The organism is Candidatus Halocynthiibacter alkanivorans (genome assembly GCF_003333265.1).
Lineage (GTDB): Bacteria > Pseudomonadota > Alphaproteobacteria > Rhodobacterales > Rhodobacteraceae > Halocyntiibacter_A > Halocyntiibacter_A alkanivorans.
This window is the reverse complement of sequence record NZ_QOLB01000077.1, coordinates 71,294-93,607: the sequence shown is the minus strand read 5'-3', so window position 1 is coordinate 93,607 and position 22,314 is coordinate 71,294. Positions and strand designations below refer to the sequence as shown.

Sequence of the window (22,314 nt, the reverse complement as noted above, 5' to 3'; positions counted from 1 at the left end):
TCAGGAAAGACTGACAGATGTCATATTTAACAAAACTCATTGTGGGGCTGATCGGCACCGGAATTATGGTCACCTTCATTAGTGGGCTGTCCTACAGTATCTCGACCGGGTTCGCCGGGTTTTCGGGCGGGCTGCCCTTCATGATTATCGCGATAGCTGTGCTGAGCCTGGTGGTCTATGACTTCTGGGACGAATGCGTGCGCCGCAAATGAGTGCGAAACCCAGCCTTTGGATCAGCCGCAAACTGTCGGACGCAACGATTAAGCGGGCGCGACGCGATTATGAGGTGATCCTGAATGAGGCCGACGGTCTGAGCAGTGATGCGGACATCGTCGCGATGAGCGCCAGGGTCGATGCGGTTATTCCCTGCCACTCGGAACATTTCAGCGCAGATGTTGCTGCGCGCCTCGACCCCCGGCTGAAAATCATCGCCAACCATTCGGTTGGGGTCGACCATTGCGACCTGCCAGCGCTGGCGGCGCGTGGCATTGCAGTGACCAATACGCCCGATGTGCTTTCTGATGCCACTGCGGAGATTGCGATGTTGCTGATGCTGGGAGCGGCCAGACGTGCGATTGAGGGCGACACGCTGGTGCGCGCGGGCAACTGGGATGTCTGGAGCCCGTCTTTCATGGTTGGCAAACAGGTGACAGGGGCCCGTCTCGGCATCATTGGTATGGGCCGTGTGGGGCAGGCCTTTGCCCGCAAGGCGCGTGGGTTTGACATGGAGGTGCATTATTACAATCGCAGCGAGTTGAGCCCTGAGCAAGCCGGAGGCGCGACGTATCACGCTTCGGTAGAAAGCCTGTTGCACGTGGCCGATTTCCTCTCGCTGCACTGCCCGGCCACACCCGAGACCACGGGGCTGATGAATGGCGGACGGTTTGCACTTTTGCCCAAGGGCGCGGTGATGGTCAACACGGCCCGTGGTGCACTGGTTGACGAGGGGGCCCTGATTGCCGCCCTTGAAAGCGGTCAGATTGCAGCGGCGGGTCTGGACTGTTTTGAAACCGAGCCAGGCGGCAACCCGGTTTTGGCGCAGTATCAGAACGTCTTCATGCTGCCTCATATCGGCAGCGCCACCACACAAACCCGTGACGCCATGGGGTTCCGGGCGCTGGACAACCTGGACGCTTTTTTTGCCGGGCAACGCCCCAGAGACTTGCTATGACATAGTGGGCTAAAGGGGGGCGCGGCCAACAACTTTCTGTTGTTTGCTGTGGGCCGCGTCCGCACAATCACTTTGAATCTTTGCCACGTTAAATATGTGTGCCTTGCCCGCGCAGTGCCGTCCCTCCGTGTCCGCAATAAGGGCACTGGGCAGTGCTGGAATTGCCAGACCAAGGCCGTGTTTTACATGCTGGGCGCAAAGTCGGCGGCAAACTGATCGATGCTGATCGCTTTCACGCCGGTGATCTGCTCAAAATCCGGGCTTACCGGATGTTCGCCCACGTCAACCCAGCGTTTGAACAGGGTCATGACAGTGTCGATGGTCCAGTCTGGCAGGCCCGCTGCAGACAAGCCCGCTTTCTGATCCTCATAGGACAGGCTGACATAGCTGATCTGCTGGTCCAGCGCTTTTGAAAATGACGTCGCAACATCGTAAAAGCTGATCGTGTCCGGGCCGGTGATATAGTGGATCCGGTTGTTGAAGTCGTCCGACGTCAGGCACAGATATGCTGCCAGTGCGATGTCGCGCGTGTCGACCATCGGGATGCGCGTTTCCCCGAGGTATTGCGCAAACATCTTCTGGTCCTGCATAAAGGCCGCATGCATCTGCGGGATATTTTGCATGAAATAATGCGGCCTCAGGATGACATAAGCAATACTGCTTGCCATCAGATACTCATCCGCCTCTGCATGCTGCTCATAAAGCGCCATGCCTTTGCTTGCACGGGCGGGTTCAGCCGAGAGGCGCACGATCTTGCGCACACCGGTGGACACTGCCAGGTCGATCACGCGCTTGTGCAGTTCCAGCATTTCCGGAGCCGGGCTGCTGACAAGAAAGAGCGTGTCCACGTCCGCCAGCGCGGCCTCAATACCAGGCCAGTCTCCCAGAGCGCCACGCAGGGTGGGGATGCCCCGGGCGGCCAGCCGGGCTTCGCTTTGATCGTTGCGCACCAGCACGCGGTAGCTCTGGTCGCTTTCTTGCAACAGATCAACAAGCGGCGCCCCTGTATTGCCAGTCCCGCCGATGACAAGGATTTCGTTTTTCATGTTTTCTCTCCGTAAATTCCCGCCACAAGGGCGTAATGTTTCGTCTGAAAGTGGTATAGCCTGTTCAATATTGCCTCGAAACTGGCTATAACTGCGCGTAACTGTTCCGTTTTTGCACCGCGTGCAGGGCGCGGAATGAACTGGCACTTCAAAAGGTGAGCACATGAAAGTCTTTGAATGGGACGACCTGCGCAAATTTCTTGCGATCCTGCGCGGGCGGTCTGTCCGGGCCGCGTCAAAGTTGTTGAACGTCAGCCATTCAACGGTGTCGCGACGGCTTCAGGCGATGGAAGAGCAACTTGGCATCAAGCTGTTCATCCGCCAGCCGGAAGGCTTTGTGCTGACCGAAGTCGGCGAAGCGATGGTAGAGCGGGCCGAACGGGTGGAAAGCGAGATCCTCAGTCTGGAGCGGGAAGTATTTGGCCGGGATGCGCTGTTGTCGGGCCCGGTGCGCATTTCGGCACCGCCTCTGCTGGCGCAGCATTTGCTGATGCCAATCCTTGCCAGGTTTTCCGAACTCTACCCTCAGATCGAAATCGAAATAGACGCGACATTCGATGTTGCGGATCTCAGGCGGCGCAACGCGGATATCGCGATCCGGTTTCAGACCCGGCCCGACGAAAGTCTGGTAGCCCACCGGTTGCCTGACTTTGGCAACGCGATCTACGCCAGCCCTGAATACATCAACAAACACTGTCTGACCGGCACCGATCCCGACGGCCGGTGGATCGCGCTGGGCAGCAAGGAAGTGCTGGCACATTGGCGCCAGGAAACGCCATATGCCGGCTGCAAAGTCCAGCACATCGTCTCAGACATGCTGGCGCAGCTCAATGCGGTGAAGGCCGGCCTGGGATTTGCCTATCTCATGTGTTTTCTGGCCGACAGCGAGCCGGGGCTGGAGCGACTTCCGGGCGCGGGCCCAGAAAAGACGATACCCGCCTGGGCGCTGACCCATCCGGATGTGATTGCGACCGAACGCGTCCGGGTCTGTGTCCGGTATCTGGTTGATGCGATTTTTGAGCGCGAGCAAGTGATCGGCGGCAAAGGACTTGTCCGATAATACAGTGAGGCGCTGGAGCGGGGCACCAGGTCTTTGCAAGCTGGGATGTGGCACCGACAGAAAACCCGGGACTGCGTTTGCAGACACTGGCCGGCAGAAATGGTGCTGTGTCGCGTCAACCGAGAACTGGTCAAGCGGGCACGTGTTGCATTGCTATGCGTTGGGACCTGGGCGCGGCGGGTTTGTGAACGTATGCGCAAGAATCGGGTCGTGCTGATCTGATCCTCGTTTAAGAAGGCATAGGAAACCTAAACGACAGGAAAACCGTTTCTATGATTGATCGCATATCCGGCCTTATGTTGCTGGCATTGGCAGCCGTTTGGGGCGGCTCTTTCTTCTTTGCCGAAATCGCGCTGCAAGAGGTGCCGCCGCTGACCGTAACGCTTTTTCGCGTATTTTTGGCTGTTCCGGTCCTGTTGCTTGTGGTCCTCTGGCGTGGTGTCAGCATTCCGGTGTCCCTGCGCACCTGGGGTGCCTACCTCGTCATGGGAGCGCTAAACAATGCAATTCCTTTCTCGCTGATCTTCTGGGGGCAAACAACAATCGACAGCAGCCTGGCGTCCATTCTCAATGGCACAACCGCTGTTTTTGGTGCGGTCGTTGCGGGACTGTTGCTGGCAGATGAGCCGCTACTGCCGCGAAAAATTGCCGGAGCCGTTATGGGGGTACTCGGGGTTTCTGTGATCATGGGGTTTGACGCGCTCACTCAGCTCGACGCCAAGAACCTGGCCCAGCTCGCCGTTTTGGGCGCAGCCCTGTCTTATGCATTCGCGAGCGTCTGGGGAAAGATCACCCTTGCCGGAAACGCTCCGGAAATGAATGCACTCGGAATGCTCACCGGAAGCACTGTTCTGATGATGCCAATCGCAATCTGGTCGGACGGAATGCCAGTGCTGAACCTGTCCGCCGGGGTGTGGGTATCGATTTTTTCTCTGTCGATCCTGTCCACGGCAGTAGCCTACCTGCTATATTTTGCCATACTGGTGCGTGCCGGATCGGCCAATCTTATGCTGGTCACCCTGTTGATCCCGCCATTCGCCATCGGGCTTGGCGTCGCATTCCTTGGTGAACGTCTGGGGCCTGAAGCCTGGGCTGGCTTTGGCCTGATTGCACTGGGTCTGGTGATTACCGACGGGCGTACCCTGGCTCATGTCGGCAAGCTGAGGAAAAGCCAGAGTTAGACTGGTTCATTGGCCTGGACTTTGGTCCGGGCTTACCCAGGCTGGAGCGACAGAGAAAACCCGACACTGTCACTCCGGTGGAAACAACGGAAATAAGCCCTCTGCACCGACAGTCACTGCCTGACCTGTTCGAGCGGATTCTTGCGCGGCCATACCCATAGCAACGGCTTTCCAGCCGTCGTCAAAGGACACGTCTGGTGCGGCCTTTTCGCCGCGGACAAGTGCCAAAAACCCTTCATGCTGGTAAAAGGTTGATCCATTGTGATCTCCGGCGTCCAACAAGGCCTCGTCCACGGGGATGTCGCGCGCCGCCGGTCCTTTGGGCGACCTTGGGCTGAGGATCAACTGCGGGGCAGGGGCTGCGCCCAGGTGCTCCGGCCAGAAACGACCCGGACCGGGCACAAGCGCCTCGATCTTGCCCAGTGGCCCCATAGCGGATACCTCTTCCTGATATTGCGCTCCCTCAGCAAACATGCAGAGTTCCAGCATCGCCCGCGACCCGTTGGCGAAGTCAACGATCACATAACCATTGTCCAGGATGTCGGGGGTTTGCCCGTTGTAAGTTTCATCCAGATGGTTCACCGATTGAGCGGCCGTTGCCATGACCCGTACTGGTTCGGATCGCATCACCAGACGCATCAGGTCGAAGAAGTGGCAGCATTTCTCGACAAAAGTGCCGCCGGTATTGCTGTTGAACCGGTTCCAGTCACCGACCTTTTCCAGAAACGGAAACCGGTGTTCGCGGATGGTCAGCATTTTGACGCCCCCCGTCGCTGCCCTGGCTTCCACTAAAAAGGCTGCAATTGGCGGCATATAGCGGTATTCCATCGCCACCCAGACCGGGGCGGGGTAACCGCTGCGGAAAGCTTCAAGGCGAGCTGTTGCTTCCGGATCCGTGAACAGAGGTTTTTCAACCAGGATTGGCAAAGGACGTTTTGCTTTGATTTCCTCAAGCTGCCCGACATGGCAATAATTTGGGCTGACGATCAGCAGACAATCGAGTTCCGCAACATCAAGAAGCTCTGAAACAGACGCAACCAGCTGCGCGCCGGGGGCCAGGGCAAGCGCTTTGGCTGCCATATCTGCATCCGGTTCGTAGATCGCTGCAACCCGGGTTTGTGGCAACAGAGCGATATTGCGAAGATGCTCCTGGCCCATCATGCCACAACCGATGATGCCGTAGTTTATTGTGTTGGACATGCCCAAATCCTTACTTCAGACGCTGCACGTACAGCGCCTTATTCGTATCAAACCAGGTGCGGGAATATTCGACGGGACCGGGTTTGTCGGCCCAACTCATCCGTTCTATATATCCGGTGACAGTCCCGGGGCGCAGCGGAAATGACCCGGGCGCCCAATCGGGCACAGCACCAATGCCAACGCGGTCCTCGGCGCGGGCGATCCAGAAGCCAAGCTGCTTCTGATAGTAGTGATACAGCGAATCTGACAACGACTCAGCCCGCACCTCGCCGGCATCAGAATCGAGCCAGATCTCTTCGACTGCGATAATTGTATCATTGAGATAGCGCAGTCTGCGAATGCGCGCCGCGGTGTCAGATGTGCCGAATTTGGGCAGGTCCGCGGGTTTTTTAAGGGTTTCAAGATCCAGAATGTCAGCCCTTGGCAGGCCGCCGCCGGACAAGAGTTCCAGCCTGAACATGGCATAAACACTGTCTTCAATATTGCCGTGCCGGATGTAGTTTCCGGAGCCCTGGATCCGTTCCAGCAACCCCTGTTTCGTTAGCTCTGCCAATGATTTACGCAGAGTACCTACCGAGATCTCCAGTCTCTCAGCCATCTCACGTTCCGGCGGCAACCGCTCGCCGTCCATCAACCGACCTGCGGCAATGTCACGGATCAGGAACTCGCTGATCTGCACGTATTTTGGAAGCGCATTCGGGTTCTGTGTAGGAGGGGTCATAACGTCGTCAGCCTGTCGAAGAAATAATTGATACATCATTGATCTACATTATTGAGGATGCTAGGCAAGTTAAAAGTGAATGCAACCGCGGGAGAATATCGATGACCATCGTTCCAGTGACATCGGCCGATCTGGACGCCGCGGAGGTCTCGTGGTTTGCCGCGCTCTGCTCGGACGACTATCAATTTCTGGGCGTTCCTGACGGCGATTTGCGTGCCTCGTGGGATCATTGCTCGGACATCGTAAAGACCGCAGAGGCGCAGGGGTTTCGCAATATACTTTGTCCGTCCTCGTATCAGGTGGGGCAGGACACGCTGTCTTTTGTCGCCGGCTGTGCGCCGATCACTGACAAGATCAACCTGCTTGCCGCCGTGCGATGCGGCGAAATGCAGCCCATCATGCTGGCCCGCACAATTGCGACCCTGGATCATATGCTGAAGGGGCGCTTGACGGTCAATATTATCAGCTCCGATTTCCCCGGGGAAAAAGCCGACAGCGCGTTTCGCTATCAGCGCTCCCGCGAAGTTGTCGAAATTCTCAAGCAAGCCTGGACCCAGGACGAAATCAATCACAAGGGCGAGGTCTACGATTTTCAGGGCCTGACCACGGATCCTGTGAAACCCTACCAGACCGGCGGGCCACTGCTCTATTTTGGCGGCTATTCACCTTCGGCGCTGGAGCTGTGCGGCGAGCATTGCGACGTCTACCTCATGTGGCCTGAAAAGGTTGATGAACTTGCCGGTCGCATGAAAGCGGTCCATGCCGTGGCCGAGAAATATGACCGCACGCTGGACTACGGCCTGCGTGTGCACATGATCGTGCGCGACACCGAAAAAGAAGCGCAGGAATACGCCGACTACATCGTCTCCAAACTGGACGATGACTATGGTCGTGCGATCCGCGAGCGCGCATTGGATGCCACCTCACTTGGCGTCAGTCATCAGTCCAAAAATCGCGATATTGCCGATGAGTACGGTTATATTGAACCCAACCTCTGGACCGGTGTTGGCCGGGCCCGGTCTGGTTGCGGTGCGGCGCTGGTCGGCTCTACCGACCAGGTGATGTCCAAAATTGAGACCTATCAGAAAATGGGCATGCGGGCGTTCATCTTCTCAGGCTACCCGCATCTGGAAGAAGCCAAACACTTCGGCGCCCGCATCCTGCCAAATTTGAAAACTTGTTCGCTGCCGCATGAATACGGTCGCGTCCCTGCTGACACGCCCGCCACACCGCTGGGCAATGGAGTGCGCCGTTAATGGAACGTATTACCTTTTCTTCTGATCTGACACTCAGCCGCTTGATCTATGGCATGTGGCGTCTGGGCGATGATACCGACACCTCGCCAGCGCATGTCGAGGCCAAGATACAAAGCTGTCTGGATCAGGGTATTACCAGTTTTGATCAGGCGGATATCTATGGTGGTTACGCCGCAGAAGCGGTGCTGGGCGGTGCCCTGCGCGCCAATCCGGCACTGCGTAACCGGATGGAAATCATCACCAAATGCGATATCGTCGCCCCGGCAGGCCGCTATGCGGATACTCGGGTCAAACACTATGACACGTCGCGCGCCCATATCGAAAAGTCGGTGGAACATTCACTGCAGGACATGGCGATTGATCACATCGATGTGTTACTGATCCACCGGCCTGATCCGTTGATGGATCATCATGAAACTGGCGCTGCACTGGATGATCTGGTGACAAGCGGCAAAGTGCGGACCGTGGGTGTGTCCAACTTCAAACCCTGGGACTGGGAATTGCTGCAATCGGGCATGAAGACGCCGCTCGTCAGCAACCAGATTGAAATCAGCCTTGGGGAAATCGCATCTTTCACCAATGGTGATCTGGCGTTTCATCAACGCCAGGGGCACCCGGTTATGGCATGGTCGCCCCTTGGTGGCGGCACGTTGATCGGGGCCGAAGGCCAGATGGGTGCGGTTCTTGATGAGATTGCTGCGGAGAATGGTGTGGACCGGAGCGCGGTGGCGATTGCCTGGCTTCTGGCGCATCCGGCAAATCTGATGCCGGTGCTTGGCACCAACAATCTGGAGCGCATCGGGCGCATATCCGACGCACTCAAAGTCCGGATCGACCGGGTCACCTGGTACCGTCTTTACGAGGCGGCACTGGGACGCGAGGTCGCCTGATGCCAGACGGGTCGATGGATATGCCGGTGGCTTTTGCACCTGAACCGAGCAACACGCGCCAGTTGCGCGATGCGTTTGGCCGCTTTGCAACCGGGGTAACGGTGGTGACAGCCGCAAGTGCAGACGGGCCGGTCGGCATTGCCGCCAACAGTTTTTCGTCGATTTCGCTGGATCCGGCTCTGGTACTTTGGGCCCCGGCAAAAACATCACGCCGCTTCCCATATTTTGAAGCGGCAGAGCATTATGCTATCCATGTACTGAGTGCCGAGCAGGCAGAACTGTGCCAGGGTTTCGCCCAAAACGCCCACGCTTTTGACAGCATTCCGCACACCGTCAACGAACATGGTGTGCCGCTGATTGACGATTGTCTGGCACGGTTCGAATGCACAAAAACAGCGAGCTACGACGGCGGAGACCACCTGATTGTGGTCGGAGAAGTCGACCGGGCCGAAATGCGAGATGGCGATGCACTGACATTCTACTCCGGAAAATACGGGCTGGCCGCGCAACCATAATCACAGATTGGGGCAGGGGCGCCCCATGCCACAACCGGGAGGGTTAAATGGGAGGACTACTGGCGGTGCTGGCACCGATCAGCTTCGTGAATGAGCAACTGTTGAAGCTCGGGCGCGCGATTGGCATTCTGGCCGTCGCGCTGATGGTTATGGCCATTCTGGTGCAGGTGTTCTTTCGCTATATCCTGAACAATGCACTGCCCTGGCCGGACGAAGCCGCGCGGTTCTGCATGATGTGGATGACCGGGCTGATGGCACCCACCGCATTTCGCCGGGGAGGGTTTGTTTCGATCGAAATGTTGCTGACCGCTCTGCCGCGCGTTCTGGGTCAGGTGCTGACGCTGTTTCTGCTGTCCTTGTCTCTGCTGGTTCTGGTTGTTGCAGTGAAAATTGGCTGGGGCGAAGTCACCGGTTTTGGTGGTCGCTTTACGACAGCGTCCCTCTATGTCCCAACGTCTTTTAGCTTTGATGAATGGTTGCGGGTTCCCCGCTCATGGATGATGGCCTCGCTGCTCGTTGGAGTGACCCTCCTGGTCATGGTGAATGTTGAACTGATGCTGCGCGCCTTTGTAAGCCTGCTTGGTGGCGCAGATCGGCTGCCGGCCATTTTTGTCCCTTCAGTCGCGGCAGGAGCTGACTAATGCTGATTTGGTTCCTTCCTGTGTTTCTGACCTTTCTGATGATCGGTCTTCCGGTATTCTTTGGCCTGTTGGCCGCGCCGGGTATCCTGTTGTATCTGAACGGCCAGGAACGCGACATCACACTGCTTTACCGTAATGTTTACAACGGTATGGACAGCTTTCCTCTCATGGCGATCCCGTTTTTCATGCTTGCAGGTGAGCTGATGAACAAGGGCGGCATTACCATGCGTCTGGTGGAATTTGCCCAGGCATTGATGGGGCATTTCCGCGGCGGGCTTGCGCATGTGAACATCTTGTCCTCGATGCTGTTTGCCGGGCTGTCCGGATCTGCTGTAGCCGATACGTCTGCTCTTGGATCTATGCTGATCCCGGCGATGGAGAAACAGGGCTACAGCCGTAAATTCTCCGCCGCGATCACGGCCGCAAGCTCGGTCATTGGCCCGATTATTCCGCCCTCAGGCATCATGATTATATATGCCTATGTGATGGGCGAAAGCGTGGCTGCTCTGTTTCTGGCCGGTATTGTGCCGGGCATCCTGGTCGGCGTTGGCCTGATGCTGGTGGTGAAAGTCATGGCCGACAAGTATGACTTTCCGGTTGCCAGCAGGAAATACACCTGGCCCGAACGCCGGAAGGCCTCATTAAAGGCGTTTTTTCCGCTGCTCACCCCGGTGATCATTCTGGGCGGCATCCTCGCCGGTGTTTTTACCCCGACCGAAGCCGCGGCCGTAGCCGTTGCCTATGCGTTGTTCATCGGTTTCTTTGTCTTGCGGACGCTTACCCTGGGTGAAATCCCCGGTATTCTCAGCCGGGCGGGTCTGATATCTTCCGTTGTTTTGCTGCTGGTTGGCGCTGCGATGGCGTTTAAGACCGTCGTCAGTCTGAGCCATGCGCCGGAACAGCTTGCAACGTTTATTCTGTCCCTGTCCGACAATCCGCTGGTGCTGCTGTTTTTGATCAACCTGCTGCTGTTCGTGGTCGGCATGTTTTTGGACGCAGGGCCTGCGATCATCATTCTGGGTCCGATCCTGGGCCCGATCTTTATCGATCTTGGTGTCGATCCGATCCACTTCGCCATCATTATGAGCGTCAACCTGACCGTCGGTCTGGCCACGCCGCCTATGGGGCTGGTGCTGTTTGTTGCTTCGGCGGTGTCCGGCGAACGGGTCGAGGCCATTGCCCGCGCCATTCTGCCATTTCTGGCGGTGGAAGTGCTGGTGATTTTTCTGATCACCTATGTCCCCGCCATTTCCATGACAATCCCGCGTCTGACCGGGTTTGCCAACTAGTATGAGTATAAAGGGAGGAACCAACTATGATTAAGACGACCCTCAAAACGCTGACCGTAGCGGCCATTGTGGCCGGCTCCGCTCTCAGCGCCGCAGCTGCCGAATATACCATTCGTGCAACGGCCAATTCCAATGAAAATGACGAAGACTATGACGGTCTCATCGTGTTCAAAAACTATGTTGAATCCGCGTCAAACGGGGCCATCGAAGTGGAGCTGTTCATCGGCACGCAACTGTGTTCGAACGGCGCTGAATGTTTGCAGGGTGTCGCCGACGGCACCATTGATGTCTACATCTCGACCTCGGGCGGGGCCTCCGGGATTTTCCCTTATGTACAGGTTCTGGATCTTCCGTATCTGATGGCCGACGACCGGATTGCGGAAAACGTTTTGTCCGGCGATTTCACCCGCAAGATGCGTGAAATGGCGTTGGCTGATTCAGGCGGGGCGATCCGTTTGATGACCATCGGCAACACCGGTGGCTGGCGCAACTTTGCCAACACCAAACGCCGCGTTGCCGAGCCTGCAGACATGGAAGGTCTCAAAATCCGCACCGTGGTGGCCGATCTGCCGCAGGAACTGGTCAAATCGCTCGGCGCCTCGCCAACGCCGATCCCGTGGCCTGAACTGTTCACATCGTTCCAGACCGGTGTGGTTGAAGGCTCCAAAAACGGCATCACCGATATCATGGGTATGAAATTCCCTGATGCGGGTCTGCAATATGTCACGCTGGACGGCCATGCCTACATGGGCGCGCTGTGGTGGATGTCGAACGAAAAGTTCCTGGCAATGCCAGAAGACATGCGCGGTGTTGTAGTGGACGGGTTCTATGCGCTGCAGCAAGCGACTTTCGCCTCTCCCAAACGTAAATCGATCCAAGCCTATCAGGATTTTGTTGCAGGAGGTGGTGACCTCTATGTGCCAACTCCGGCGCAGAAAGCCGCTTTCGCTGACGCGGCCACACCTGTTTATGACTGGTTCAAAGGCAATGTGACTAATGGCGAAGAAATCTTCACTGCATTGACCGACGCTGTTGCCGCGGCTGAAGCTGAAGTCGGCGCTGCCCGCGCTGCTGATCTGAATTAATTACTCCTGGGGGGGACGCAATTCTCCCCCAGGTACCGTGCCGAAGCAATGCCGCAGGCGGATTCGGTTTGCCTGCGGTGGCGCACAATCAGTAGTTCGTTTCAGCGAAACGGGTACATCCACACTTTGTAATCATTGACCAGGATATGCGACTTATCAATTTCCTCCTGGGTCATCTTTTTGACCACTTCTTCCAGCGAAATGGCGGCGTCCGGGTCGCCTCCAATGGCGCTGAGCGTGTACCACATATAGGCGCGGACCAGATCCGGTGCCGGCATGCCACGCCCGACTTCATAATACCAACCGACACCCGATTGCGCCCCCGGATGCCCCTTCATGGCGCTGCGCAGATACCATTCAAATGCGCGCTGGTCGTCCCGTTGCACGCCCAGTCCCATCGCATACATCACACCAATAAGCTCTTCAGCATCGGCATTGCCCGAGCGGGCCGCTGGCCAAAGTTCACTATACGCCTCGGTGAATTTACCGGCCTCCATCAGGTCGCGCGCCTCTTCGATCTCGGCAAAAGCGGGCGTCAGGCTCAGGCACAAAGCCAACAGGGTGTAGCGCATTTTTCTGGTCTCCGCGTTCTTCTGGGGGTCATGATCATCGCAGGTGGTCCCGCCGGGGCCACTGAGTTTCCGCCGCCACTCAGGGCAGAGGATTTTCTTGAATTTGACCGCAATCAAGCGGCCCTTGGACAGCTGTTATTCTATGATAAAATTCTGTCCGGGAACAGAAATATTAGCTGTTCCACTTGCCATCATCCGAAATTTGGCACCGGAGACGGCCTGTCCCTTGGCATAGGTGAAGGCGGTGTTGGCCTGGGGCCTGAACGCAGCGCCGGCAGTGGCGAAAGTCGCATTCGAAAGCGGATCCCCCGCAACGCCCCCGGATTGTGGAATCTGGGCGCGCGGGAGGTGGATACCCTGTTTCATGACGGTCGCCTGTCCCGGTCAGACAGCTATGAAAACGGCTTTAATTCACCAGCAGAGGAGTGGTTGCCGCAGGGTTTTAATTCGATCCTGGCCGCTCAGGCCGTTTTTCCGCTGGTGGCCCAGTTTGAAATGGCCGGAAATCCGAAAGAAAACGAGATTTCCGGGGCGCTGCATGACCGCATCGACGCCGGCTGGCCCATCCTGGCGAAACGCGTTCGTGTCATCCCAGAGTATGGCGGCCTGTTTGTCGACGCGTTCGACAATATCGACGCTGCCGAACAGGTGACCATTGTTGAAATTGCCAATGCGCTTGCGGCTTTCATGGCCACCGAATGGCAAAGTATCGACAGCCCGTTTGACCAATTGCTGAATGGCGACGACAGCGCCTTGTCCACTGCGCAAATGCGTGGCGCCGACATTTTTTACGGGCGTGGGAATTGTGAACAATGCCATTCCGGAAAACTGATGAGCGATCAGCGGTTCTATGCAATTGGAGTGCCGCCCTTTGGGCCTGGGCGGACCCGCAGATTTGATCCGATGGCGCGCGACGTCGGGCGCATGGGTGAAAGCGATGCCCTGGAAGACGCCTACCGGTTCCGCACGCCAATGCTGCGCAATGTGGCTTTGACGGCGCCTTATGGTCACAACGGCGCCTATCCGAGCCTTGAAGGCATTATCCGCCAGCATCTTGACCCTGACCGTGCACTGGCCGCCTGGCGACCGGAGAACGCTGCGCTGCCAGTGGTCCCCTGGCTGAGCGCAATCGATTTCATCATCTGGCAAGACAAGCGCGAAATGGCGCGCCAAATGAGCGCCCGGGATATTGGCGATGTCGATCTGGCGGACAAAGACATTCTGGACCTGGTCGACTTTCTGGGGAGCCTGACCGGCAGTTCCGTTCAGAACCCGCCCATGGGTCAACCCACCAAAGTGCCAAGCGGTCTGCCGGTTGATTAGGGATCGCCGTGACTGCTTCGAGCGCCCTGCCTCAGAGCTCCCGGGTTTTATACCGCGTTGCTGGCGAAACCATACTGCGCTTACTTCTCTTCATTTCGGCGGGCCAAAAGGTTGGCCATGATCCGGAAGGCACCGGGGGTCAGTTTTTCCATCTGGTGGTGCAGGATCAGGGACGTATGCACATGCCGGCCCTTGCCGATATCCGCGACAAGTAACGCCCCGTGCAGCGGCTGTTCTTCCGGGTCCGCCATGGACAGTACCGGCACATAGGCGGGATCCCAGCTTTTAGCGAAATAAAGCCCGCGCTCCTTGTGCCAGCCGCGCCAGTCGGCGCTGCCGATCTGGTTGGGCGTTGTCATCAGCGGGTTGTCGGGCTGCAGGATATTGACCGCTGAATTTTCATCCGTTACCCGCCACCGCAGTGAGGGCTGGCCGATTTCAAGATACCTGGGCGGCACAGTCTCGGGGTCCCAGTTGTCCCAGGGCCGGTGGTAAAGCGTGATCAGGGTGCCGCCCTGTGCGCACCAGTTATGCAGCCTGGCCATCTGGTTTTGCAGCCCCTTGCGGAACTTCATCGCAAATATACCAATGACCAGCGTGTCAAATGATGCCAGTTTCGTGTCGCTTATGAGTTCCGCATCGCTGAGCGTGCTGACATTTACGCCCAGACGGTCGAGCCAGTGGTCGACGCGGTCGTTGCCGCCGCCAATATAACCAACACGAACCTCCGGAAGGGTGGCGTTGACCACCTGGACCTGAACCTCTGCCGGGCTGGCTATCGCGCGGGGTGCTATATGTGCATGGTCGATTTTGCGCAGCTGCTGTGCCGGTAGCCCGTCGAGCAACAGCGTCAGCGAATAGCGGCCCTCGGCGACATCTGCGGGCGCTGTGACCCGGAACCCGGTATCAGTGCGAACCGCCTGCCAATTGTCCGGCAAAACCAGCGCAGTCCGGGCCGTGACCGGGAACATGTCGGTCAGCGATATATCCAGACTCCGGTTTGAACTGGCTGCGTTCAGGACGTCTTTGTCCGGTGATAAGGTGGCACAACGTAACGGCAGTACAATGGGCGGCGTCTCAAATGCCACCCGCCTCCCGGAGCTGACACCATGTGTGTTCACCGTCACCAACAGGCAGGGTTCGCGTGGGCTGTCTGGCAAATAGACAGCAGGGTAGGGATCGCTCAACTGGACGTCCAGGTCTGTCTGCAGTCTGTCACCATTCTGGGACCAGCCCTGTGGCAGCACGGTGGAAAGCTTCACATCACTCGCCGTACCGCGCCGCAGTTCAGTGCTCATCTGCAAAGCGTCGCCGGCGTGCACGTGATCCTGGTCCAGGCGGGCGATAACCTCAATGCCCGCTGCCACAGCAATCAGACCGGCGAGTTGGGTTTCTTTGCGTGTCAGCTTGTGCAGAACCTCATCCCGGGCATCATCAGGACAGTCGTGAATGGCCTTTTGCACATGTGCGAGCGCGGCGGATGCATGTCGCAGCATCACCGGGCTGTCCGGAAAGGCCGAGCGGGCAGCAACAATCCGGCTCTGTGCATTATGGAGGCTGGCGCTGATCTCCGGCACTTTGAGGTCCGCCAGTGTGCGTGCCAGTCCGGAGTGCAGATCAGTATCCGGACCCGCCACATGGCTCTTCGCCAGATGCAGTGGCCAGTCCTGTTCTTCGCCGGCAGCGACCCAGCGCCCCATCGCCTGTGTCAGATGAAACGCGCGGCTTTGCTGGCCAATACGTGCGAAACTCCAGCCACTGTACTGCTCAAGCCCACTGGCCGCGATCACCAGGGTGGCGGGCGGTGGCGGCACTTCATCGTCATAGGCCTGACCTGCGCCGGAAAAAGCCGGAAGATAGAGTTTTTTAACCCGCCAGGGCGGCATCGTGCTGTCATCATATGCAGGATCGGCGGCCAGAGACATGACTTCAAACGCGGCCTGTGTCATGGCACGATGGTGGCCATGTTGCCCTGGAACGTCCAGAAATGTCGGGCACATAATGTCAGGCCGCTCTGTTCTGACAATATCGACAAAGCGTTTCAACAGTCGGGCGTGGCCCCATTTTGTAAGGGTTTCGACCCCGGACCTGGAAAAGCCGAAGTCAAATATGCTGTCCGCCGGGCTTTCGCAATGCCAGTACATCCGCATGTTCAGTATATCGCAGGCCCGTTCCATTTCGGCGGTGCGCAAGGTGCCCAGGGCCTCGCTGGTCTCTGTTCCGATGTCGTTCTGGCCACCTTCGCCCCGGGTCGAGCAGGCATAACTGAGATCAAACCCATCGCGCCACGACAGCGCCGCCAGCATTTCCGATTTTTCATCGTCGGGGTGGGCGCCGGTGCTCATAAATGAAATGACACTTTGCAACGGCATGAGTGCGCGCCAGAGTTGCAGAATCTGTGGTGTCATGCGCTCGTCTGTTATGCGCTCAAGATCGGTCAGGGGCATATGCGTTCCAATGGCTTGGGCGGTGATCAGTGAGTGGCGGCGTGTGGTGTAAGACGGCTGTTAAGAATAAGCGCCGCAGCGCCCAGGGTCGCGACAAGCCGGCCGGAGGCGCCGCATTGAAGCCGCGGTAGCGGGTTGTCAGAGCGCCTGGACACTGAAGCGTTGTTCAGGGACACATTGCGCACAAGATGCCGCAGCACCGCGTCTGGCATCGCTCCGCCCAGGATCGTGGTCTGCGGGTCGAAAACGTTCTCGATAATTTGCATGGCGTGGCCTAACGCATCTGACGCGCTGCCCAGCCAGGTCATCAGCTCCGGGTCGGATGTAGCATAAAGCTTTTCAATTTTTTCGAAGTCAATATTGCTGTGGCCGGACATTTCCAACTGGTGCCGGACCGACATTCTGCTCAGCCGGGTCTCGAGCGGCGCTGACCCCAGCGGGGTTGGAACCGGGATATGGCCGATTTCGCCAGCGTTGCCAAAAGCTCCGCGCACCAAGTGCCCCTGGCTCACAAGCCCCAGGCCAAGCCCGGTGCCAAAATAAAGGTATGCAAAGCTGCCAAGCCCATGGGCGCAACCGGAAATGCGTTCCGCCATCGCGGCAGCATTGGCGTCATTGCTGACCTCAACCGGAAGGCCCAGGGCGTTCTGGAACAGCTCTGCAGGGTTCACATTCTGCCATTCCGGCAGTTCGGTTTCACGCCCGGACAGTCCCGTTGCGCCAAAGGGGCCAGGCATAACGATACCGGCGCCCAGCATCCGGTCTTTTGCGGCTGGGACCTCCGTCAACGCCGCATCCCGCAGGCGCGTCACTTCCAGAATGACGTCTTCGGGCCGCGCACTTTTAAGCACGGAGCGCCGGGTGAACACAGCCTTGCCTGTCAGGTCCAGCAGCACCGCAAAAATAACATTCGGGCGTACTTCAATGCCAAGTGCGAAACCGCCCTCCGGTTTGATGCCATATTGAACAGCAGGCAGACCACGTCCGGCTGATCGGGCACCTTTTTCGACCAGCATCCCGTCCTGCAGCAGGTCAGCGATAATATTGCTGACGGCCTGAACACTCAGGTCCAGAGCGCGGGCCAGTTCTGCCCGCCCCAGCTCGCCGGCATGGTGAATCTGGCCAAGAACGGCGGTGCGGTTGCGGGAACGGGAGCGTTCGGCATTGCTGCCTTGATGGGGGGGCGATGATGTCATGGATCAGGATTAATTCAAATGAGTTGATAGTTCAAGTTATTTGAGTTAATACCGTTTGCAGAACAGCGAAAAGCTGCACGGTATCCGGTATTTTGCGGAACCAGACATCAACAACTCGGAGAAAGCTCATGATGAAGAACCTCAAGGGACTGGCACTCGCCGGTCTGACCGCGTCCTCAGCTCTTTTTGCGACTTCTGCGCTTGCAGCAGAGCCGGTGGAAATCGAGTACTGGCAATATTTTTTTGATGCACGTGTCACTGCAATGGAGCAGTTGATTGAAGGGTTCGAAGCGGAAAACCCCGACATCACCGTTAAAATGACCCATTTTCCTTATGCGGACTACCGCACCAAAGTTGCCGCAGCTATTCCGGCCGGCGAAGGCCCCGATGTTGTGCAACTGTTTTATGGCTGGCTGAACGACTACATTGCTGCCGGTCTGATCCAGCCATTGCCCGTCGATACCTTTGCGCCGTCTGACATTGACCGTGACTTTTTCCCGATGGTTCAGGCGATGAAAAAGGATGGTGCATATTATGCGCTGCCGACGGCGGTGCGCAGCCTGGCGCTGTTTTACAATCAGCGCCTGTTTGACGAAGCCGGTATCGAAGCACCGCCCGCCAACCTGGATGAACTGGTTGAGATCGCGCAAAAGCTGACCAAACGTGACGGCGCCGGCAATATCACTCAGGTGGGCATTACCACTGGTATGACGGCGCAGGATCACCACTGGTTTCGCGAGGTTCTGGTGCGCCAGTTCGGCGGCACACCCTATGATGAAGACTACAAGGTTGTAGGATATAACAGTGAAGCAGGCGCCGCGGCGCTGAAATTCTATACCGATCTGGAAAAAGAATATGGCGTGACCGCGTCGGGCTTTATGGACGAGCCCCAGGCCGCGTTCAAAGCCGGTCGTGCCGGCATGCACATTGACGGTTCGTTCCGCATTGGCTCTCTGAATGCGATCAGAGGGTTGAAATGGGGCGTTGCAGAACTGCCGACCGCCGTGGATGGGACCAAGTCCAATTATTCGTCTTATTGGGTGAACGCGGTGACGTCAAAAGCGGAGGGTGAGAAATATGAGGCCGCGCTCAAGTTCATGTCCTATATTACCTCTGATGACGCGATGCAGATCTGGCTTGATGTTGTAGGCGAATTACCGGCAAAACCCTCTGTGGGGATGACAGAAGCGAACGCAAATGATCCGGTTTTCGGCCCGTTTATCAAAGGTCTGGCTTATGCCCGCACCACGATATTTGCCAATGAAAGTTCCCAGCGTCAGGTGCTTGTGGATATGGTGGCCCGCACCGATCTTGAAGGTCAGTCCGTCGCGGAAAGTCTGGCCATTGCTGCTGAGGCTGAGCAAAAAATCCTCGATACATACTACTCTAAGTAACAGCTTCGCCCCGGGACGGTACCCCGGGGCGACGTTCCCTGAATGTTATTCCCTGATCTGAACGGACCACCATGGCTTTATATCGCAATCTGAGCATTCGGCAGAAACAGATTGTCTGGGCCTGGACCTTTCTGGCCGTGCCGGTGGTGTTTTATGTGGTGATCCGGTTCTATCCGACCGGGACGGCTATTATGATTTCCTTTCAGGAATGGAATCTGCTGGGAGCCCGGACCTGGACGGGGTTTGACAACTACATCAAGCTCTGGAACGACCCGGTGTTCTGGAAGGTGTTCCGCAATACGTTTGCGTATTTGCTGATCGGGACACCCCTGTCTTTGGTGCTGTCCTTTCTGATCGCTTACCATCTCGACCAGGTGCGATTTATGCACGGATTTATGCGGATGCTGTATTTCCTTCCGTTCATGACCAGCGCGGTTGCAATGGCCTGGGTGTGGCGTTGGTTTTATCAGGCGGTTCCGATCGGTCTGTTCAATAATATTCTCGCTGGTTTCGGCATCGCACAGATTGAATTTCTGAATTCCACCACCAACGCTCTGCCCGCTGTTCTGGCGCCGGCGGTCTGGGCCGGTCTGGGGTTTCAGGTGATCATTTTCATGGCCGGGATCCGCGCCATCCCAACCTCATATTATGAAGCAGCCCGCATCGATGGGGTCGGCTGGTGGACCATACTGACCCAGATCACGCTGCCGCTTCTGCGTCCGACGATTGTTTTTATCGTGGTGTTCTCCTCCATCGGGTTTCTGCGCATTTTTGACCATGTTTTTAACATGACCACCAATAATCCGGGCGGACCGCTGAACGCCACCAAACCGATGGTACTGATGATTTATGACACCGCATTCAATAGTTTCGACATGGGCTATGCCGCCGCACAAACCGTGGTGTTGTTCACCATTCTACTCTGCGTCAGCCTGATCCAGCTGCGCCTGCTGAGGAGCACTTGATATGAGCAGCGCAGAAGCCGTCCGCGCGACGTCGTCCGCCTTGTTGGACAAAAAATTTGCCCCGGCCAATCGCAATATGGCTCAGACCTTGCGCTGGCTGGTGCTTTTTGCGGGCGGTGTGCTGATGGTGATGCCGATCGCCTATATGATCTCGACCTCGCTCAAATGGCCGCATGAGGTCTATAATGTGAACCTGATCCCGGATGAACCCACACTCGACAACTACTTGTTCGTGCTGGAAGACGGGCGTTTTTACATGTGGTTCATCAATTCCGGCATCATCGCCACACTGACCACGATATCAAACCTGCTGTTTGACAGCCTGGTTGGCTACACCCTGTGCAAATTCCGTTTTCCCGGGCGCACACTTGTATTCGTCGCGATCCTGTCCACCCTGATGATCCCCACAGAAATGCTGGTGATCCCGTGGTATCTGATGAGCCAGTCCTTTGGCTGGCTGGACAGCTACTGGGGCATTATGTTCCCGGGGCTGATGACTGGGTTTGGCACCTTCCTAATGAAACAGTTTTTTGAATCGGTGCCGGATGATTTTATCGAGGCCGCGCGTATAGACGGGCTGAACGAGTTGCAGATCTGGTGGACGGTGGCCATGCCGCTGGTCAAACCGGCGCTGGCAGCACTGGCGATCTTTGTCTTTCTTGGCAACTGGACCGCGTTCCTGTGGCCGCTGATCGTGACCAATTCGACCGAAATGTACACCATCCCGGTCGGCTTGTCGGGCTTTGGCGACGAAGCTGATGTCGCCTGGGAGCTGATCATGACCGGCGCCGCAATTTCGACCATTCCGACCTTGATTGTGTTTTTAATCTTCCAGCGCTTCATCATTCGCGGCGTGGTTATGGCGGGGCTTAAAGGATGACTGACAAAAGTGTGTTTCCTGATCCCGTCTATAAGGACACGGTGCTTGCGCCTCTGTTTGAAGGGGTGAAGAGGAACTATGCCGCGTCTATGGGTGCGCTGAACCAGGCGCATCTGGTGATGTTGGTTGAGACCGGGATACTGAGGCCAGGGCAGGGGCGGGACATCGCCAATGCGTTGACGGCCATAGAAGCCAATACAGATATCAGCGCTTTGACCTATACCGGTGAATATGAGGATTATTTCTTCCTGGTCGAGGCGGAACTCCGGACCCGGCTGGGCGATCTGGGCGGCGCGCTGCACACGGCGCGATCGCGCAACGATATGGATCATACGCTGTTCAAACTGGCGCTGCAGAGACGGGCGGAACACATGCTGTCCCAGATGACCCGGCTGACTGCTGCGCTGATTGAAAAGGCACAGATTGAGTCTGAAACGCTGATTGTCGCCTATACCCACGGGCAACCGGCGCAACCCACCACCTTTGGTCATTATCTTGCGGCCATGATCGAGGTGCTGCTCCGGGATGCCGACAGGCTCAGCGCAGCGATTGACGGTTTGGATCATTGCCCGATGGGGGCGGCGGCAATCACCACCTCGGGCTTTCCGGTCAATCGCGAGCGGGTGGCAGAATTGCTGGGGTTTTCCGGCCCGCTGGTGAATTCGTATGGCTGCATCGCCAGTGTCGACTACATCACCGGGCTTTATTCGGCGGTAAAGCTGGTCTTCCTTCACCTGGGACGGGTGGTGCAGGACATGGCGTTCTGGTCGTCCTTTGAGGTGGCACAGCTCTATGTGCCCAATGCGCTGGTACAGGTCAGCTCGATCATGCCGCAAAAGCGCAATCCGGTTCCGATTGAACATATGCGCCACATGGCGTCGGTCACGGTCGGGCGCTGCGATATGATCGTGAACACGATGCACAATACGCCCTTCACCGATATGAACGACAGCGAAGGCGAAGTGCAGCAAGCGGGTTATGCGGCTTTCGATAGCGGCGGGCGTGTTCTGGAACTGATGGCCTCATTTCTGCCTGCCTGCAGTATCAACGGGGACCGGGTGTCTCAGATCACCGACGCCGCCTGTATTACCATTACCGAACTGGCAGATACTCTGGTGCGCGATGAGGGGCTCAGCTTCCGGCAAGCGCATGAGATTGCCGCGCATACCGCACGGACCGTTATCGCGCGGGCCTGTGCTTTGGGGCAGGGCTATGAGGATTTCGCGGCGGCATTCGTGGCCGAAACGGGACGGGAAACCCAATTGACGCAGACTGCGTTTCAACTGGCGGTCTCGGCCGACACTTTTGTTGCGCGGCGTGACCGCACCGGCGGGCCGGCACCTGCGGCTTTGAAACACGCTTTGCACGCCAGCAGCGCGGGCCTTGAGCATCTGCTCGCCCGACAGTGCACCCGTGAAACCCGTCGCACTGCCGCCGCTGCAGATCTGCAGACCGCCTTCAACACTCTTACGGAGCTCTGAC

General features: G+C 57.4%; 21 protein-coding genes. 15 read left to right on the top strand and 6 right to left on the bottom strand.

What is annotated here, in order from left to right; all coding sequences use genetic code 11:
* Window positions 1–17: 17 nt before the first annotated feature.
* Entirely contained in the window at window positions 18–212 is a 195-nt protein-coding gene (locus DWA01_RS08425; RefSeq protein WP_114285398.1) for a hypothetical protein, read from the top strand.
* Entirely contained in the window at window positions 209–1,171 is a 963-nt protein-coding gene (locus tag DWA01_RS08420) for a 2-hydroxyacid dehydrogenase (protein ID WP_114285397.1), read from the top strand. Before DWA01_RS08425 ends, DWA01_RS08420 begins: the two co-directional genes overlap by 4 nt.
* Before the next feature lie 182 nt (window positions 1,172–1,353).
* On the opposite strand, the gene DWA01_RS08415 is transcribed toward DWA01_RS08420, so the two are convergent.
* Window positions 1,354–2,217, bottom strand: coding sequence for an NmrA family NAD(P)-binding protein (locus DWA01_RS08415; protein WP_160115983.1), 864 nt, complete (start codon window positions 2,215–2,217; stop codon window positions 1,354–1,356).
* Between the two features lie 163 nt (window positions 2,218–2,380).
* Between DWA01_RS08415 and DWA01_RS08410 the strand changes: the two genes are divergently transcribed.
* A complete protein-coding gene (locus DWA01_RS08410) occupies window positions 2,381–3,277 on the top strand; it encodes a LysR family transcriptional regulator (protein WP_114285395.1) in 897 nt (298 codons plus the stop codon).
* 272 nt (window positions 3,278–3,549) lie between these two features.
* On the top strand, window positions 3,550–4,458 hold the full coding sequence (locus DWA01_RS08405) for a DMT family transporter (RefSeq protein WP_235008474.1): 909 nt from the start codon (window positions 3,550–3,552) through the stop codon (window positions 4,456–4,458).
* Between the two features lie 69 nt (window positions 4,459–4,527).
* On the opposite strand, the gene DWA01_RS08400 is transcribed toward DWA01_RS08405, so the two are convergent.
* Together DWA01_RS08400 and DWA01_RS08395 are read right to left on the bottom strand one after the other, a co-directional pair.
* Window positions 4,528–5,658, bottom strand: a complete 1,131-nt coding sequence (locus DWA01_RS08400) for a Gfo/Idh/MocA family protein (protein WP_114285394.1) — start codon at window positions 5,656–5,658, stop codon at window positions 4,528–4,530.
* Between the two features lie 10 nt (window positions 5,659–5,668).
* Window positions 5,669–6,379 (bottom strand): GntR family transcriptional regulator, encoded by a 711-nt coding sequence (locus tag DWA01_RS08395; RefSeq protein WP_114285393.1) that lies wholly within the window; start codon window positions 6,377–6,379, stop codon window positions 5,669–5,671.
* 101 nt (window positions 6,380–6,480) lie between these two features.
* Here DWA01_RS08395 and DWA01_RS08390 point away from each other — a divergent pair, with 101 nt between their 5' ends.
* The 6 genes from DWA01_RS08390 to DWA01_RS08365 are packed head-to-tail and all read left to right on the top strand — an operon-like array spanning window position 6,481 to window position 12,055.
* Window positions 6,481–7,635: an LLM class flavin-dependent oxidoreductase gene (locus DWA01_RS08390; protein WP_114285392.1), complete on the top strand. Its 1,155-nt coding sequence runs from the start codon at window positions 6,481–6,483 to the stop codon at window positions 7,633–7,635.
* Window positions 7,635–8,525, top strand: a complete 891-nt coding sequence (locus DWA01_RS08385; protein ID WP_114285391.1) for an aldo/keto reductase — start codon at window positions 7,635–7,637, stop codon at window positions 8,523–8,525. The genes DWA01_RS08390 and DWA01_RS08385 overlap by 1 nt, the downstream gene beginning before the upstream one ends.
* Window positions 8,525–9,040 (top strand): flavin reductase family protein, encoded by a 516-nt coding sequence (locus DWA01_RS08380; protein ID WP_114285390.1) that lies wholly within the window; start codon window positions 8,525–8,527, stop codon window positions 9,038–9,040. Before DWA01_RS08385 ends, DWA01_RS08380 begins: the two co-directional genes overlap by 1 nt.
* Before the next feature lie 47 nt (window positions 9,041–9,087).
* Entirely contained in the window at window positions 9,088–9,681 is a 594-nt protein-coding gene (locus DWA01_RS08375; protein WP_114285389.1) for a TRAP transporter small permease, read from the top strand.
* On the top strand, window positions 9,681–10,970 hold the full coding sequence (locus tag DWA01_RS08370; RefSeq protein WP_114285388.1) for a TRAP transporter large permease: 1,290 nt from the start codon (window positions 9,681–9,683) through the stop codon (window positions 10,968–10,970). Before DWA01_RS08375 ends, DWA01_RS08370 begins: the two co-directional genes overlap by 1 nt.
* A gap of 26 nt (window positions 10,971–10,996) precedes the next feature.
* Window positions 10,997–12,055, top strand: a complete 1,059-nt coding sequence (locus DWA01_RS08365; RefSeq protein ID WP_114285387.1) for a TRAP transporter substrate-binding protein — start codon at window positions 10,997–10,999, stop codon at window positions 12,053–12,055.
* Between the two features lie 101 nt (window positions 12,056–12,156).
* Here the strand turns inward: DWA01_RS08365 and DWA01_RS08360 are convergent, their stop codons facing one another.
* Entirely contained in the window at window positions 12,157–12,627 is a 471-nt protein-coding gene (locus DWA01_RS08360; protein ID WP_114285386.1) for a tetratricopeptide repeat protein, read from the bottom strand.
* A 30-nt stretch (window positions 12,628–12,657) separates the two neighbouring features.
* On the opposite strand from DWA01_RS08360, the gene DWA01_RS08355 reads away from it, so the two are divergent.
* Window positions 12,658–13,950, top strand: a complete 1,293-nt coding sequence (locus DWA01_RS08355) for a cytochrome-c peroxidase (RefSeq protein ID WP_114285385.1) — start codon at window positions 12,658–12,660, stop codon at window positions 13,948–13,950.
* An 80-nt stretch (window positions 13,951–14,030) separates the two neighbouring features.
* Here the strand turns inward: DWA01_RS08355 and DWA01_RS08350 are convergent, their stop codons facing one another.
* Together DWA01_RS08350 and DWA01_RS08345 are read right to left on the bottom strand one after the other, a co-directional pair.
* The gene (locus tag DWA01_RS08350; RefSeq protein WP_114285384.1) at window positions 14,031–16,397 is read right to left on the bottom strand and encodes a PIG-L family deacetylase; all 2,367 of its coding nucleotides are present in this window, start codon (window positions 16,395–16,397) and stop codon (window positions 14,031–14,033) included.
* 26 nt (window positions 16,398–16,423) lie between these two features.
* Entirely contained in the window at window positions 16,424–17,593 is a 1,170-nt protein-coding gene (locus DWA01_RS08345) for an ROK family transcriptional regulator (RefSeq protein ID WP_114285383.1), read from the bottom strand.
* A gap of 128 nt (window positions 17,594–17,721) precedes the next feature.
* Here DWA01_RS08345 and DWA01_RS08340 point away from each other — a divergent pair, with 128 nt between their 5' ends.
* The 4 genes from DWA01_RS08340 to argH all read left to right on the top strand — a co-directional run bounded on the left by DWA01_RS08340 (window position 17,722) and on the right by argH (window position 22,313).
* A complete protein-coding gene (locus DWA01_RS08340) occupies window positions 17,722–18,987 on the top strand; it encodes an extracellular solute-binding protein (RefSeq protein ID WP_235008473.1) in 1,266 nt (421 codons plus the stop codon).
* Between the two features lie 71 nt (window positions 18,988–19,058).
* A complete protein-coding gene (locus tag DWA01_RS08335; protein WP_114285382.1) occupies window positions 19,059–19,952 on the top strand; it encodes a carbohydrate ABC transporter permease in 894 nt (297 codons plus the stop codon).
* Window position 19,953: 1 nt separating this feature from the next.
* Entirely contained in the window at window positions 19,954–20,832 is an 879-nt protein-coding gene (locus DWA01_RS08330) for a carbohydrate ABC transporter permease (RefSeq protein WP_114285381.1), read from the top strand.
* A complete protein-coding gene (gene argH / locus DWA01_RS08325; RefSeq protein WP_114285380.1) occupies window positions 20,829–22,313 on the top strand; it encodes an argininosuccinate lyase in 1,485 nt (494 codons plus the stop codon). The genes DWA01_RS08330 and argH overlap by 4 nt, the downstream gene beginning before the upstream one ends.
* Window position 22,314: the final 1 nt, after the last annotated feature.